Origin of the sequence: Shewanella inventionis, assembly GCF_014641855.1 — a bacterium.
GTDB classification, from domain to species: domain Bacteria; phylum Pseudomonadota; class Gammaproteobacteria; order Enterobacterales; family Shewanellaceae; genus Shewanella; species Shewanella inventionis.
In genome coordinates this window covers 89,634-105,457 of record NZ_BMII01000016.1, presented here as the reverse complement: position 1 = coordinate 105,457, position 15,824 = coordinate 89,634, and the positions used below count along the sequence as shown (strand labels likewise).

The 15,824-nt window shown below is 34.7% G+C and carries 12 protein-coding genes and 2 pseudogenes; 1 reads left to right on the top strand and 13 read right to left on the bottom strand.

Going from position 1 to position 15,824, the window contains the following annotated elements:
- Window positions 1-22: 22 nt before the first annotated feature.
- From wecA (IEW93_RS10930) to IEW93_RS10915, 4 genes are all read right to left on the bottom strand, one after another.
- Window positions 23-1,096: a UDP-N-acetylglucosamine--undecaprenyl-phosphate N-acetylglucosaminephosphotransferase gene (gene wecA, locus IEW93_RS10930; protein ID WP_188739358.1), complete on the bottom strand. Its 1,074-nt coding sequence runs from the start codon at window positions 1,094-1,096 to the stop codon at window positions 23-25.
- A 131-nt stretch (window positions 1,097-1,227) separates the two neighbouring features.
- Window positions 1,228-2,307 (bottom strand): UDP-N-acetylglucosamine--undecaprenyl-phosphate N-acetylglucosaminephosphotransferase, encoded by a 1,080-nt coding sequence (gene wecA / locus IEW93_RS10925; RefSeq protein WP_188739357.1) that lies wholly within the window; start codon window positions 2,305-2,307, stop codon window positions 1,228-1,230.
- A 238-nt stretch (window positions 2,308-2,545) separates the two neighbouring features.
- Window positions 2,546-3,712 carry a nucleotide sugar dehydrogenase gene (locus IEW93_RS10920; protein WP_188739381.1) on the bottom strand — a complete coding sequence of 389 codons (1,167 nt, stop codon included), beginning with the start codon at window positions 3,710-3,712 and terminating at the stop codon, window positions 2,546-2,548.
- A complete protein-coding gene (locus IEW93_RS10915) occupies window positions 3,712-4,461 on the bottom strand; it encodes a glycosyltransferase family 2 protein (protein ID WP_188739356.1) in 750 nt (249 codons plus the stop codon). The genes IEW93_RS10920 and IEW93_RS10915 overlap by 1 nt, the downstream gene beginning before the upstream one ends.
- 361 nt (window positions 4,462-4,822) lie before the next feature.
- On the opposite strand from IEW93_RS10915, the pseudogene tnpC reads away from it, so the two are divergent.
- Window positions 4,823-6,249, top strand: a pseudogene (gene tnpC / locus IEW93_RS10910) (IS66 family transposase).
- Between the two features lie 287 nt (window positions 6,250-6,536).
- On the opposite strand, the pseudogene IEW93_RS10905 reads toward tnpC, so the two are convergent.
- The 9 genes and pseudogenes from IEW93_RS10905 to IEW93_RS10865 all read right to left on the bottom strand — a co-directional run.
- Window positions 6,537-6,719: pseudogene (locus tag IEW93_RS10905) on the bottom strand (transposase family protein); the annotation flags it as partial.
- A 426-nt stretch (window positions 6,720-7,145) separates the two neighbouring features.
- Window positions 7,146-8,216 carry a glycosyltransferase gene (locus IEW93_RS10900; RefSeq protein WP_188739355.1) on the bottom strand — a complete coding sequence of 357 codons (1,071 nt, stop codon included), beginning with the start codon at window positions 8,214-8,216 and terminating at the stop codon, window positions 7,146-7,148.
- Complete coding sequence (locus IEW93_RS10895) at window positions 8,213-9,109, bottom strand: D-glucuronyl C5-epimerase family protein (RefSeq protein ID WP_188739354.1); 897 nt, start codon at window positions 9,107-9,109, stop codon at window positions 8,213-8,215. Before IEW93_RS10895 ends, IEW93_RS10900 begins: the two co-directional genes overlap by 4 nt.
- A gap of 117 nt (window positions 9,110-9,226) precedes the next feature.
- Complete coding sequence (locus IEW93_RS10890) at window positions 9,227-10,315, bottom strand: glycosyltransferase family 4 protein (protein WP_188739353.1); 1,089 nt, start codon at window positions 10,313-10,315, stop codon at window positions 9,227-9,229.
- A complete protein-coding gene (locus IEW93_RS10885; RefSeq protein ID WP_188739352.1) occupies window positions 10,290-11,537 on the bottom strand; it encodes a hypothetical protein in 1,248 nt (415 codons plus the stop codon). Before IEW93_RS10885 ends, IEW93_RS10890 begins: the two co-directional genes overlap by 26 nt.
- A gap of 120 nt (window positions 11,538-11,657) precedes the next feature.
- On the bottom strand, window positions 11,658-12,692 hold the full coding sequence (locus IEW93_RS10880; protein WP_188739351.1) for a hypothetical protein: 1,035 nt from the start codon (window positions 12,690-12,692) through the stop codon (window positions 11,658-11,660).
- A gap of 144 nt (window positions 12,693-12,836) precedes the next feature.
- The gene (locus tag IEW93_RS10875) at window positions 12,837-14,060 is read right to left on the bottom strand and encodes an O-antigen translocase (protein WP_283104448.1); all 1,224 of its coding nucleotides are present in this window, start codon (window positions 14,058-14,060) and stop codon (window positions 12,837-12,839) included.
- 23 nt (window positions 14,061-14,083) lie between these two features.
- A complete protein-coding gene (locus IEW93_RS10870) occupies window positions 14,084-15,187 on the bottom strand; it encodes a DegT/DnrJ/EryC1/StrS family aminotransferase (protein WP_188739349.1) in 1,104 nt (367 codons plus the stop codon).
- An 11-nt stretch (window positions 15,188-15,198) separates the two neighbouring features.
- On the bottom strand, window positions 15,199-15,792 hold the full coding sequence (locus tag IEW93_RS10865; RefSeq protein WP_229706670.1) for an acyltransferase: 594 nt from the start codon (window positions 15,790-15,792) through the stop codon (window positions 15,199-15,201).
- Window positions 15,793-15,824: the final 32 nt, after the last annotated feature.

The following is a 15,824-nucleotide window of genomic DNA, read 5'->3' as shown; positions in this document are numbered from 1 at the left end:
CTTAGACGCATAACGTTAACAGTTAGTCATTACGTTTCAACCAGGTAATAATTTGCCAAACATGTGCTAAGGCCCAGTTGTAAGCAATAAATAATGCAATAAATACAGAAAACATAACCCATTGAGGAACAGAATAAAACTCGCCAGCTATCCCGAACAAGGCCAAAAGCAAAGACAATAACGTGATGCGGATCAGTGTTTGTTTACGGTTATAGCCTGCACGTTCAAAAATATGATGCAAATGATCTCTGTCAGGTTTAAACGGCGAATGCCCCTTTTTCACACGTCGATACATAATGGCTGCCATGTCCATTAATGGAATGGCAATCAGGTACAAAGCGGTGACAGGAGAGAAAATGACATCACTCGATGCGGTCAATCCATGCACATTATTGGATTGAGTGCCAAGCACTAACAACCACACCACAGTCAAACCAATTAGCATGCTGCCTGCATCACCCATAAAGATTTTTTGTAGCGAAGCAAAAGGCCAGCGCAGGTTAAAAAATAAATAGGCAATAATTGCTGCGTCAAACAGCAACGGAATTAAAAACCACTCATTATCAGCACGATAAAATAGCAACGCTAAGGATGAAAACGTCACCAGGCTTAGCATACCTGCAAGGCCGTCAATGCCATCAACCATGTTAAACGCGTTGATACACCCGATAACAGCAATTACGGTGACAAGAATGCCAACATATCCCAGCTTAAACTCAAAAAAGTAGAAGATGTCACCCAAACTACTCAAATAAAAACCAGCACCAAATATGAGTATAGAAGCAACAATGACTTGCGCGACAAGGCGAACACGAACAGAAAGGTCGTAGCGATCATCCAGCACACCAATAAATAAAATTAATGACGCTGAAATAAGATACAAATTGAGGGTCTGGCTCTCTTGAATAAACAGACTGGAAGCCAAAAGAACACTGAAAAAGATCGACACACCACCAATGAGTGGTATGGCACCTTCATGGCATTTTCGCTCATTTGGGAGATCTAACAAACCCACTTTTGCAGCAATCGGGTTAAAGACTAAAATCGCAGCAAAACTGAGCATAAAAGCGGTAATAAACGGAATAAAATAATCCATTATCTCATCCTTAAGGTGTTATAGAAAAACACAGTAACAGGTTTAAAGGTCAATCTTTACAATACTAACACTTCTTTCAAAATTGCGATAATTAACTTTGTGAGTACTAACGAGGTTACTTAAGCAATATGTCATTCATGTGACGGCTTTGTAAACTGGAAGTGTTTGTGTAAAAGCGCAATTATTCGCCAAATATTGGCGATAACACTGTAGTAAATAGCAAATGTAAACAAAAAAGAAAAAAACATAATGGATTCAGGCACGCTATATAGCTCTGACAACACCCCTACCCCAGCCATCACAGCCGATAAAAAACAAATAAAAAGTAAAGATTGAGCAGGTGAAAGGCCTATGCGTTGGCAAATATGATGTAAATGCTCTCTATCAGGTTTAAAAGGTGACTGTCCTTTTTTGATCCTTCGCGCCATGATGCAAACCATATCCATTAATGGTAATGCAATAAACCATAACGCTGTCACAGGCCGAATAACCAGCTGCTCTTGCCCCTGGCTTGCATCAATCAATAACCAAATCGCCGTGAAACCGATAAACATGCTTCCCGCATCCCCCATGAACACCTTAAAACGGCGGCCTAGAGGAAAACCTAAATTAAGCATAATGTATGGGAGCATTGCACAAACAAATAATAAGCAAAAAGTGGCAAGGGTTGCATTGCCAGCAAGATAAAACATCACACCAAGGGCTGAGAATGTAACCGAAGCAAGCCCGCCGAGCAGCCCATCAATGCCATCGACCATATTAAAAGCATTGATTGCCCCAATCACAGCAAAAATAGTCACGATGTAGCTTACGTATGTAGGAATAACTAAAGCCGTATCAGTAAACATGGCCCCAAGGTAATGCAAGCTCTTGTAGCCAATTAACATCATCGCTAGGGAAATACCCGCTTGAACAATCAAGCGCGATTTAAAGCTTAAATCGTACTTGTCATCAAGCGCACCTAGCACAATAAGCACTGTTGAACATGCAACATACAGGAGTAAGGCGTTGGTGATCGGGAAAAGCATAAATAAGGCGATCATGAGTGTGCTGTATATCGAAATACCGCCCACTAACGGGATTTGGCCCACATGATGTTTGCGCTCATTTGGTTTGTCCACTAAACCGACACGTTTGGCCCATTTTCTGAAAACAAACAAACTCATAAAAGAAAGGCAAAAAACGAAAGCAACTGAAGTACTAATGGACATAAATGACTCTAACTGACGAAAAATTAAGCACACAAAAGAGGCTGATTGTGCTGACCATAACAATGATGTTGGATTAAATATATAAATGGGTAGTTTACGCAAAAAAAGGGCGAGAACAAAACAAAAAAGTGTCTCTGAAACGTCTCACCCATTTCATATCACATTGTGCATTAAGACAATATCATTTCAGCCCAATAGTGTTGACTATTTGATATTAAAGCCCCAAAAATGCAGAGAATTAATCGGAACCAAACAAATCACGCGTATAAACCTTATCAGCAACATCACTAATTTCTTCGACCATTCGATTAGATACAATCACATCAGAGAACGCTTTAAACTCATTAAGATCTTTAATCACTCTAGAGTGAAAAAAATCATCGTCATCAAGTACAGGCTCATACACAATAACTTCTATACCCTTGGCCTTAATCCGCTTCATAATCCCCTGAATACTGGACGCTCTAAAGTTATCTGAGCCTGCCTTCATAATTAATCGGTATATACCAACAGTCTTAGGATTACGCTTTAAAATTGACTCAGCAATAAAGTCTTTACGAGTAGAGTTAGCATCTACAATCGCACCAATAATACTATTAGGCACGTCAGCATAGTTTGCACGTAGCTGCTTAGTATCTTTGGGCAAACAATAACCACCATATCCAAAAGAGGGGTTATTATAATGATTACCGATACGTGGGTCTAAACACACACCTTCAATGATCTGCTTTGCATCAAGCCCATGAGACTCAGCATAAGTATCAAGCTCATTAAAGTAGGCAACACGCATTGCAAGATAGGTATTTGAGAACAGTTTAACCGCTTCAGCCTCAGTAGAGTCTGTAAACAGTACTTCGACATCTTTTTTTACCGAGCCTTGCAATAATAACCCTGCAAAGATTTTTGCGCGTTCACTGCGTTCACCGACAATAATACGTGATGGATACAAATTGTCGTGCAGTGCTTTACCCTCGCGTAAAAATTCAGGAGAGAAAATAATATTGTCAGTGTTAAACTTCTCACGAACGCTTTTGGTATAACCCACAGGAACTGTGGACTTAATAACCATAACCGCATTAGGATTTATTGATAACACATCTGATATAACCGACTCAACAGACTTGGTATTAAAGTAATTAGTCTGAGGATCATAATCAGTTGGTGTTGCAATAACTACGTAATCAGCACCCTGATAAGCAAATTGCTTATCTAGCGTAGCGGTAAAATGCAACGATTTATTTGCTAAAAAGTCTTCAATCTCTGCATCAACAATCGGAGATTTTTTGTTGTTTAATAAAAAAACTTTTTCCTCAACAATATCAACAGCCACAACTTCATTATGCTGTGCCAATAACATCGCGTTCGAGAGTCCAACGTAACCTGTACCTGCAATAGTGATTTTCATCATGATTTCCTAAATACTGCTCGAAAAGCATAAAAACAAAAGTTGATAGATGATTCAATAAAACCTAAACACTCAATTTCACGATAGATTTGCCACTGCCGCTTGGCTTTTTTTATTTTGTTTCGTGAAATTGAATCAGGCAAAATACGGTATAGGGTTAAAACTTCATTTAACAAGTGAGCTTTTTTACCAGTTTTTAATAGTTTAAGCCATAATGCATAATCTTGACCTGTTCTAATCAATGGCATAGTAATATCATCAAAACTTGATTTTCGCAGCATAACGGTAGAACACCCAAGTGTTGCTTTTTTTCTTAGCATATCCTGATATGAAAAACAGCCTTGCTGAGTACTATCAACAGATTTATTTAGCCTTGTATTATTTTCATCGATAAGTTCATAAGCTGTAAATGAGAAATCAATGGACTCCCCCATGAATGCAAGCTGTTTTTCAAGTTTATCTTGAAACCACAGATCATCACTATCTATGAATGCCAAGAATTCACCTTGCGCAGCTTTTATTGAATTGTTTCGGGAAACTGCTGCTCCACTATTTGCAACATTGCTAAATACTCTAACTCGAGGATCTTCATTAGCTAACTTATTTAGAATAATTAGCGTCTCATCAGAAGAGCAATCATCAGTTACTAGCCATTCCCAATTACTGTAGGTCTGCTTATGTACTGATTCGTATGTCTTCAACACCCAATTAGCTGAATTATAAGTAGGAGTGATAATTGATACTTTCATATATTTCTTGTTATATCCTTTAAAAAATATTGAACCTAGTTTGAATACAATATTATAAACTGTTCTGAACGATACTCATTAGAAAAACACTACACCTTAAGTCCTGTAGAAACTTAGTCAATGTCATTGGTATTTATAATTGCCTTCTTTTGTTTACACTAAATACTTGGTTTAAGTTTGAATTTTTATGCATTTGACAGGTTTGTCCGGCATGGTATAATTGATTAGCCCACGGGTGAACGCATGAATATCTAATTTTTGTAAGTGTTCACCAAACCCTATTGACATAAAAACTGTGATCTCTAGCACTTGATCCCACTTTAGGTATTGAGTGCTCGTTTTATAGCTTCATCATAGTTGCATGACTAGAATAAAAGCGCCTAAATACCAAGAAGCACCACCTGAAGTCTCAGATTTGAATGAGGCTAAGGTGCTTATTGATGAACTATGGGAACAGCTTCGTCACTACGAAGATAAGCTAAGTACTAGCTACAAAAATTCCTCAAAATCTCCCTCGTCAGATACCCCTAAAGATCGTTATGAGCGAAAAAAGATGAAAGCTCTTGTGGTGGCAATTCGAGAGGAGCTAAAGAAGGCCACACAGGGCATCAACAAAACTCGCACAGTTAAAGGACACTGATGTCATTATCGACTGTTTTCCTGAAGTTTGTCCTTGCTGTGCTCAATCTGAAATTGATACTCAAGGGGGCCCTTACTACCGCCATCAGGTGTTTGATATCCCTAAATCCATGGTTGATATTACCGAGTACCGCTTATTCACTGGTCAGTGCCGACACTGCAAAGAAACCGTTAAAGCACAAAAACCAGAGAATGCATCACAAGGCATTATCGGTCCAAACTTATTAAGTTATATCGGCGTTCTCGCTGGCCAATATCACAATAAGTATTCGAAAAATCCAATCACGACTTAAAGACCAGCTTGGAACAACGTATTCTGTTGGTGAGATTAGCGAAGCGCAGACAAAAGTGGCTTCAATGTTGACACCATTGCACCAAGCGATAAAACAAGCATTAAAGAAAGCGCCACTGATTCACGCTGACGAAACGTCTCATCATCGAAATGATGAACAAAGTCTGCGTTGGTTTTGGTTAGTCGCAAGTAATGATCTTGTGTATGAACAAATACTTTATTCTCGCTCGACCTCATCAGCGAAAAAGGTTATTGATGAAAACTATGCCGGTATCGTGGTCAGCGACCTGTGCCCTAGCTATAACTGGATAGCAGCAGATCGCCATCAATTATGCTGGGCGAATGTTAAGCGTAACCTTCAGCAAATGGCTGACTATAGTGGTGGTGGGCACACCGCTTATATTGGAAAACATCTCTGTTTACTAACGAATGCCATTTTTCATACTCGACATCGTTATGAACAAAGTGATTTGGATTACTCACAGTATTTACACAGAATGCGTAGACTACAAAAGTCATTCGATCATTGGTTGACCAAAGGGACAGATGTCATGGTCAAACGGTATCGAGGTAGATGTCAGCTACTCATCAAACATAGATAGAGCTTGTGGGTTTTCTTGAAACAAACCTCGATACCCTTGACGAACAATGAAGCAGAGCACTGTACTCGAGGCTTTGTGATCCAAAGGAAAATCAGCTTCGGAACGACCTCAGATGCAGGTGATAAATTCCGCAGCCGGATCCATACACTCATCTAAACATGTAAAAAACGTGGTCTATCTGCGATGTCAGTGTTAAGTGAGATCTTCAAGGCTGTTGTGGCGAAGAGACCGTACCCCAACGTCTTTAATCTATAGGCTGCTCTTAACTCCCGTTAATATCAAGTCAAGTCGCCTTGGTGAACGGTTACCTGAAAAGAGCCTGAAAATGAGATCACGCCACTTACACAGCCTTCGGAGCAACCTGTAAATTTATCACCAGTCTTAGACGCTACTGGCTTTTGATGTCGAGTCTTTGGTTTACAATGCGTCATCATGGGTTCGATAACTCGTCTTATCATTTCTCACCTGAGCAATTAAATATGCCCGTTTCTTCGATGCTCACCACCGGCGTCATCGACAGGGACACTATCACTTAAATATCAATGCGGTTGAAACCAATCAAGATGACCATCAGCGTAATCTCGGATTTCGCTCCAGCCCTCGGCTCCAGCGATAACACCACAGAGAGTAACAAGTAAAATATCTTCGATAAGATAAGTGATTTTAGCCGATTGACGAGTGTCGGTAAACTCACATAAAAAGGTTGTGAAGTCTTCAAGGTACATAATTTACTCTCCTAAAAGAGAGTATAAGCTCACAGCAAAACCAAGGCGTCAAACAGATTGTGTGTCAATCTCAGCAGTTCAAAAAACGTTCACGAACTTACCCTGGTTTATCTAATCATCAATATTTGAATTAAGTCATAAAATGGAATATATCACCGCTAAGTAAATTTGGTTAAATTGCCTCAATGACTCTAACTACTATGCTAAAAAAGGTCATCGCCCCAATGTACTAGTTTGATGTAAGTAGGCTAGCGAGTTAAAAACTTCAGTAAGGTTTTAAAGAATAAGTTTAAGTTATAGTGCAATTTAATTAACATACTAATTGATTGAAAATAATGGTTCAATTGATAAATAACGAAATTTTATAATTAAAGTTGCATTCCAATTTCTTAATGATATATCAATATAAAAAACAATATAAATACCTCAAACCTTTTTAATTAAATCATTATAACATTGGAACATTTTACGTCTGTTAACCCTTATGTCTGCATTCTTACATACATAATCATGATTAACATTGATAACATTATCAAGATCAGACTCTAAAACAATTTTAAGAATTAAATCTTTTAATTGCTGTGCATTTAAAGGAGTATCTAAAAATACATTATGAAGAGTACACGCTATCTCATGATTAGCAGGAATATCGCTTAAAATGGGCACTAACTTTAGAGCCATACACTCGAGTACAGACAATGGGATTCCATCCATTATTGGAATTGATATAAATGCTCTTGATTCTGACAACAGTTTGTAGAATTGACTTCCTTTTAAAAAACCAACTAACTCTATATTAGCACTGGAATTTTCAACTAATTGAGAAATTTTTTTTATTATTTTAGGATTATTACTTTTACCAAATATTCTAAGCTTATAATTTGGTAGTGCAATATCCTCCCAAACCTTAATAAGCTCTTCAATTTGATAAAGACTATCCCAATTCCTAATGGATGAAAATATTATTTCATCATGTTTGATTTCAGATATAAAAGAGGACAAAAAGTCAATGTCAACTCCATATTGAAGAGTTAAAATGGATTTTGATTCAAAACCATAAGACACTAACTTATCTGTGATAAAAGTGGAAGGAGCATTAATAATGTCATATCGTTTTAAAACAAAACAATAAAGCCTATTTAAAAATCTATTTTTGGACATTCGGCCATTAAAATCAGTGCCCCAAATAGATATTATTTTCTTAACTGGAAGAAAACAACACAATAGGCCATAAGAAGAAAGAAAGTGTACGTGAACTATATTTGGTCTAAAAAACAAGAATTGATAAAGCAAATAAAAAGGGAAAAGCAAAAAGCTAATGAATTGATTAATGAAGAAAGAGCATCTGAAGTCGTAATTACAATCCCCAAGAAACTTATGACAAGTAATAATCCTAACATTATTCTCCTCATAATGACCTAGCCAATTTTGTATGTGTCCACTAGACAAAGGACCAATAACTAATACTTTTTTTTTCATAATATTCATAATATTCATATAAATTCATTATACCGTTTTGACTTCAATTTTTGAATGCTTTTTATAGAAAGAGCCTTAAAATAATAAAATTTATTTTTCTCGTACTTAGACCATTTATTAGCAACATTCAAAAAATAACTATCGCCAGTTATTAAACTCATTGCTTTCAATTGGTTTATATGGAGCCTATGGTAAAATGGACTAGCTAAAGCACCATTTAAATCATAAAGACTCCAATAACCTATATCGAATTTTTCAATAGATTTTTTTAAAGAGAAAATATAGTAGTCCACTTTATCAGTTAAAACTTTACTAGGATTAACTCGATTGAGATCGATTAAGCCCCACAAAGAGAAAAAGCAACCATTCAAAATAACATTCCCTTCATCATTAGGCATTTCGGATAACAAAGAAAAGCTATCAATCGTTACTAAAAGTTTCAAGTCAGACTCAGATAATAAACATTGACTAGCTAAAGTTGCGGAGGATAAATACTTTTCATTACTTGTCAAAATAAAAGCTCTACATAAAACTGAAATAACTTCACCTTGCGCCATTGCGGAATAGTTATTGAGTACAGCTCTATTCTGAAGATGCCAGTTTGAAACAAGTCCCTTATCCGTCATTAGTTTAATTAAAAAATCTGCGTAATTAATAACATGACACTTGTCATCCTCAAGTCCATCCCTAATGAATTTATCATAATGGCCAAGGGCTTTTTGGGCAATTGCTATAGGAAAATATATTAAATCCCCACTGGTTAATTTATTTTTAATAATTCCATTTTGATCAACATAACCATCCCAATTTGTTTTGTCGATTAAATTAGATGGGTACCCAAAATACACATCATTTTCTAAAAATAAACCAACAGATTGTTCTTGATGAAATTGACTCCTTCCAAGAAACATATTTGTCCATCGCAAGAGCATTCTAAAATAATACATACAGACCTTAGATATTATCAAAATATAATCTAATTAAAAAATATAAAACTCAATCACTGAAAAATTACAATCCGTACATTATTAATTGAGTAAGATTTCGTTCCATTTATTTATTATATTCTCTACAGAAAAGCGCTGACTACTTTCTCTAGCATTTAAAGAAAATGATTCAATTCTTTCATTATTTACCATCTCAATTAATTCTATAAGACGCTGTAAAAATTTTTTATTATCTGAATCAGGCACTAAAAAACCATTGATTTTATTATTTATAAAAACTGATGGTCCTGTAGGACAATCATATGCTATCGGTACAACACCAAAACTCATCGCTTCACCTAAAACCATTGGCAATCCTTCCCAAAGGGATGTCATAACTAGAATATCACTTTCACAATAGAAAGTAGATATATCATTCGTATACGGAAAAATTGTTATATAGTTAGTTAACTGCTTTTCTGAAATATACTTTTCAATATCAAGCCGAAGTGCCCCATCACCAACAATAGTCAAATGAAATGTCTCTACATTACTAGATATAAGATCTGAAATTAAGTCAATCATCCGATAATAACCCTTTTGGTCAGTCAATCTACCAACGGAAAGAAGCCTTACATTGCCTTTTCTCTCACTTCTAGAAATTTCATATCCATTAATTCCTAATGGGTTAGAGATTACAGATATTTTATTAAAAAGGTATCTAGGATAATTTTTAATGTCGTCATCAGTTAGAAGAACTATACGATGTGTCAAAAAATAATAAACGAAGTTCCTAAATAATCTTTTAAATATATTTTTCATCGCATAATAATTATTATGCTCACACGCAATTACCCTAGTATTTTTACCAATACATGCCAAAGCTGCTCTTATAGAGCTATCTTCTTTAATTCCAAGGACAAAATCTGAATTATCAACATTAATTTTTTCCCTAACCACTTTAAGGCGCTTTAAAAATTCAACTGCTTTATCAAAAAAACTATTTGTATTATAATTAAAATGCAAATCTGACAAGTTAATGGATTCAGATATGTGAAAAGAAGTTCGCTCACTGGAATCGCCTCTATAGATACTGACAGATGTAGTTTCTGACAATTTATTTGCTAAAACGCAAGCAACTCGCTCAGCACCACCACCTGACAATTTACCGCTTAAAATTGATATTTTCAAACTTGACAACCTTAAATTTAAAAATGAAACATAATAAAATAATGAAAGTGGATAAGAACAAAAAATTAAAAATAATATGCTTTGGGAACAAAAAATAAGTAAATGACTGATTTATTTTTAATGTAGGAATTAGTAAGAAACTCATGGGTAAAAAAAGATATATGTTTTTGCTAATTAAAAAATCAAAAAATTTCACGTAAAGAGAAATTAAAAAACCTACAATCCAAGGAGATATTAGAAGGCCTAAATAACCATACATTGACCAAGCCTGACCAAGAAAGAAACTATTAGCATTAACCATACTCATATATTCTGATTTGTCATATATTTTTGGCAAAATATCTATATCAGCTCTATACTGTTCTAGATTAAAAAATGATGAGAATGGAAAACCTTGCCACATATACTTATCCATTGGAGATATTGAATTTAAAATATGGTAAAAGCCTTGGTTTTGACCTAAAAACAACCGATCTGAAATAGAGGTTAATATGTAGTCTATAGGAATTTCTGTCGTAACTAGGTATATTAAAACTACAAACGGAATAATCATTAAGCTTAATAAAAATAACTTGCGAAAATTACCCGAAAAAGAATGAAAAACATAAATAACGAGCAAGGAATATATAATAATAGGAGATTTTTGCAAATCGATAGCTAGTAACAGAAAAACTAATAGAAAAGAAAAAAATAATTTCGATTTTGAAATCTTAATATTTAATAGCTTTGCTCCTACTATTATAAATAGAAACTGATACTGTACGACTTGGTCCATTAAATCAGAAACATATGGAATTCTGAACGATTCCATATTGTTCTGATACTCAACTCTTGCTAGATAACCACTGACCAATCCGTCACGAAAAAGAACAGCGATGGGTAATGAGTCATTTAAAACAAAGAGAAATAAAACATATAAAAAAGATACTAATATTAAAACATTTGACAGTTTTGCAAAATCAGATTCTGACACTAAAAATTGATACTTTAAATCATTAAATGATTTTAATTTAGTCACCAAAACCATAATTGATAGTATATAAAATATAACTATAATTGAATAAAAATACCAAAGTCCTGCTTCAAACTTTAAATCTTGATTGATGTTATTGTATCTCCAAGATTCAAAATTAAAAAAAGAAATTAACAAAACGCCTGGTAATGAGAACAAACAAATTTGCAGAAAAATAAACAGACCTAAAGGATGGGCGCCAAATCCCATTAGTGGCAAATTCCTTGATTTAAGTATAATGTGAAAAATAAAAAAAAACGTTAAAGAAAAAAAAACTGATAATGACACTGCTAGATTCGCACTCATAAAGAACCTCATCTATTGTATATATTATAAAGATAACAATTCTTTACAGACTGTCCTCGGAGTGTGATATTTAACTGCATAAGCGACAGTTTTCAATTTCAAGTCGTCTAAATCATTTGAGCTTATCAATTTTTTTAGGCTGTCATATATACTCTGACTATTAGCTGAAATAGAAACAATCGGTGTGTTAGTAATATTAAATGAGTTTTCGTGGTTATAATCAGCTGGTGCTAGAACTACATGTCCATGAAGCATAGAATAAATAGCGTTCATACCATAACTATGGCATTTACACTGATCAACAGAAATATCTACTCTATCAAATAATGACAAATACTCAACCAATGGCATTTTCTCTGGATAAAACACTTTAACATTTTCGAACTCAGCAGTTATCCTGTTCATAGCATCAATAATATACTCACTTCCTTTTACATTTGGTCGATTTATACCATGCATGATAATAATTTCTTCATAATTTAATTTTTTGGGTTGTTCAACAACTTTACCTGAGCACGCTAAAGGAACTACTTTTGTGACTTTTTCATGAAATTTACTATTAAGCCAAGCTAATTCATAATCATACATAGTTGGTATAATTCGTTTTACAACTGAAGCACATAACCAATTAACGAAACGTTCCTCAACAGATTTGAAATACTTTTCTTTTGGATAACAATGATCTGAATATATGTATTTGTTAATCAGCCCAGACTCACCAGCCCTAATATACTCTACATCATCACCGCAGCAAAGTAAGCTGACATCAATTTTTTTTAAAAAAAATAAACATAATAAAACAGGCCCGAGCAAACCAAAACTAAAAAAGCTTGGGTTCAATATAAACACTTTATCAAAACTTAAGAAATTTGGTATTAATTTTAAAAGTGCATTAATTCTTTTAAAACGTGATAGACCTTTCAAAGTATAATCTGATTGAATGTTTTTCCACCCATCACCTGTAGGTGAAAAAACCTTAACAGTGTGACCTAGTTCCTTAAAACCGCTTGCAAGAGAATTCCCGTAACCACTAAATTCGCCATAAATTAAAATCTTCATTTAGACTCTTAAATTATAAATATTAGAATTGCATAGGCCTATTTTCGACCAATTGTTCAGTTTTCTAAAAAGAAAAACATAATTGATATACACACGTATAAATAAATGATGACATTAGCCAATTTCCCTAATTAATCAATTTTATTATCTAGAAAATGTCCTAATATTAGACATCACAAAAAAAAGATATATTGAATTATTTAACAAAGAGGCAAAAACAATACCTTTTAGTCCAAAACCAGTGATGAACAAGTAACTAAGTAGAACTATTGATATTGAGAAAAAAATCTCCGATGAAATATACCATTTAGTTGCGCCCCTCGATAACATTGGATACGCATATAGCCAACCAGTTATTTTTATTACATTAGCAGTTAGTTGTATGGCGAATAAATCACGAGCTGCGCTGAACTCTTCTGTGAATAAAATAGCTATCGCGAAGTCACGTAAAAAATAAACAATTAAAGATAAAACAATCACTATCGGGATTATAACACTGACAGTTTTACGCACTTCTTTAAGAATACATTCCACACCGACTAAAGAAGATAGTTTTGGCAGATAATATGTACTTAACGCCATCGTAATAACAGTAATATAAACATCAGAGATTCTCCACACAGCTTGCCAATAACCAGCAGCTTCCCATCCAAGTTGATCAATCACCATATTTCTTACTAAAATCAAAGAAACCGGCACTGTCAATGCGCTCGTTATAGCCATTAACATGTAACCACCGATAGATTTACGAGTTATTAGGTCTGTTTTCCCCCACCAATATTGAAACTTAAACCATGGCTGCTTAAAATTTAACAACAGCATGATCAAACCTATCAAACCAGACTGAATAGCTGTAGCAAATAATGCTCCTTCTATATTTGCCGTAATAATAAGCAAAACCATTAAGCAACTAGAAACAACTACAGATACCATTCCAAGAGATACATAACGACGGTACTGCTGCTGACCATTAATAACTGAATTACATATTGTCCCTAATGCTGCCAAAGGTAATAGGCATACAGTTATTACAATCAGCCAATTAAAAGAAGGATCTTGGAATAATTGATTAGATAAATATTCAGAAAAAACAAACCCTATAGGGATCACAATAGCAGAAACTATCAAAATCCATTGTATAGACGCACGCCACCAAGGTGCGCAAGCTTGGTAACCGTCTCTATAATTTTCTGATGTATATCTAACAACCCCACTACCAGCAGGAGCATTGATCAATCCATTAAGACTCACAACCATGCTCTGAATTTGGCCAAGCATAGCTAGACCTGATGGTCCAGTATATACAGCAATAAACTTTGCGATGACAAAACCCATAACCATTCTAAGCAAAGTTAGCATACTTGTCATAGCTGTTACTTTCAGCAACCTTTTCAAATTGTAAACCTATTTAGTGCTTCTATTACAGTATCGACACTAATTTCAGTCATTGTTGGGTCCAACGGAATTGATAGTACTTCGCGATGTAAAGTTTCTGTTAAAGGCAAATTTAATACATTGAACTCTGAATATGCCTTCTGTTTATGTGGAGGAATTGGATAATGTATTATAGTTTGTATTCCTTCAGCATTTAGAAACTCCTGCAACTCATCTCTTTTAACGCAACGAATTACAAACAAATGCCAAACATGTGACAACTCTATTGAGCGCGTTGGAAGGCATATTAATGAATTTTTTATATTCGCCATATACTTTGATGCAATTTCTTGACGTCTTAAGGTTTCTTTTGGTAAAAAATTTAATTTAACCCTTAACATTGCGGCTTGAATCTCATCTAGTCGACTATTCACACCTCTGTAGATATTTTCATATCTTTTATGTGAACCATAATTTCTAAGGGCTTTAACTGTTTCTGCAAAAATGTCGTCATCAGTAGTAATTGCGCCTGCATCCCCAATTGCACCCAGATTTTTACCAGGATAAAAGCTAAATCCAGCAGCATTCCCCCAACTCCCGGCACGTTTACCATTTAGCTCAGCCCCATGAGATTGAGCACAATCTTCAAGTACCAAAAGTTCAAACTCTTCTGCAAGATTCATTAATTCAGGCATTGGAGAAATTTGGCCATAAAGGTGTACAGGGAGGATTAATTTAGTCTTTGAAGAAATGGCTTGACGTACTGTTACAGCATCCAGATTATAAGTTACGGGGTTTGGTTCAACAAAAACAGGTATTAAATCATTATCAGTTATCGCTAAAATTGATGCAATGTAAGTATTTGCCTGAACAATAACTTCATCTCCAGCATTTAACTTTCCTAACGCCTTCCATGCACGAATAGATAATATTAATGCATCTAAGCCGTTAGCAACTCCTATAGCATGCTTGACTCCGCAGAAATCAGCAAATTCTGTTTCAAAGTTTGAAAGTTCGCTACCCATAATAAACCAACCAGAATCAATAACCCTAGAACATGCATCTTTCAACTCTTGTTCATATTGAGCATTAACCGCTTTTAGATCTAAAAATTTAATCATAATTATCTACTTTATATTAATTTGACAACTTTACTTGGATTGCCTGCAATTATACAATTGGAAGGGTACTTACCTGACGTAACGACACTTCCTGCTGCTACAATAGAATTTTCCCCAATTTCTACACCTTTTAAAATGGTACAATTCCATCCTATCCAAACATTATTTCCAATAAAGATTTTTTCATGTTTAACACTTTCAAGTGAGAAAGGTTTTCCACTTACTTGTAATTCTCGTTGAAAAGGTTCCACCGGATGAAAATTAGTATCTGCAATCATAGTTGATGAAGCAATCTGACAATTGTCCCCGATTATTACTTCATCATAAGAAACCACGCATACACCATTAAACATGGTATTCTTACCAACAATTATTTTACCATTATAACCAGTTATAAATTTACAGCGAAAAGTTAGTGCGGTGTTTGATTTTTTAAAGTCTGAGTTCAAAACGACATTATCACCAAAAATAACCTCACCGTTCTTAGGTATTTTAAAGTAAGGTATTCCACCTAAAATTTTCAGTTGTCCACTAACAGTAACCTTTGTGTTTAGACAAAGCATAATCATTTGTTTTAAAGGAAAAAAAATTGAATTTAATATCATACATCTAACCCCCAAAGTAAGCCTAGCCAACT

What these genes read in the sequence shown, in the direction of transcription:
- wecA (WP_188739358.1), bottom strand. Translation starts at nt 1,096, where the DNA reads ATGGATTATTTTATTCCGTTTATTACCGCTTTTATGCTCAGTTTTGCT.
- IEW93_RS10880 (WP_188739351.1), bottom strand. Translation starts at nt 12,692, where the DNA reads ATGAAGATTTTAATTTATGGCGAATTTAGTGGTTACGGGAATTCTCTT.
- IEW93_RS10915 (WP_188739356.1), bottom strand. Translation starts at nt 4,461, where the DNA reads ATGAAAGTATCAATTATCACTCCTACTTATAATTCAGCTAATTGGGTG.
- IEW93_RS10865 (WP_229706670.1), bottom strand. Translation starts at nt 15,792, where the DNA reads ATGATATTAAATTCAATTTTTTTTCCTTTAAAACAAATGATTATGCTT.
- IEW93_RS10875 (WP_283104448.1), bottom strand. Translation starts at nt 14,060, where the DNA reads ATGACAAGTATGCTAACTTTGCTTAGAATGGTTATGGGTTTTGTCATC.
- IEW93_RS10895 (WP_188739354.1), bottom strand. Translation starts at nt 9,109, where the DNA reads ATGTTTCTTGGAAGGAGTCAATTTCATCAAGAACAATCTGTTGGTTTA.
- IEW93_RS10900 (WP_188739355.1), bottom strand. Translation starts at nt 8,216, where the DNA reads ATGAATATTATGAATATTATGAAAAAAAAAGTATTAGTTATTGGTCCT.
- IEW93_RS10885 (WP_188739352.1), bottom strand. Translation starts at nt 11,537, where the DNA reads ATGGGATTTGGCGCCCATCCTTTAGGTCTGTTTATTTTTCTGCAAATT.
- IEW93_RS10920 (WP_188739381.1), bottom strand. Translation starts at nt 3,712, where the DNA reads ATGAAAATCACTATTGCAGGTACAGGTTACGTTGGACTCTCGAACGCG.
- wecA (WP_188739357.1), bottom strand. Translation starts at nt 2,307, where the DNA reads ATGTCCATTAGTACTTCAGTTGCTTTCGTTTTTTGCCTTTCTTTTATG.
- IEW93_RS10870 (WP_188739349.1), bottom strand. Translation starts at nt 15,187, where the DNA reads ATGATTAAATTTTTAGATCTAAAAGCGGTTAATGCTCAATATGAACAA.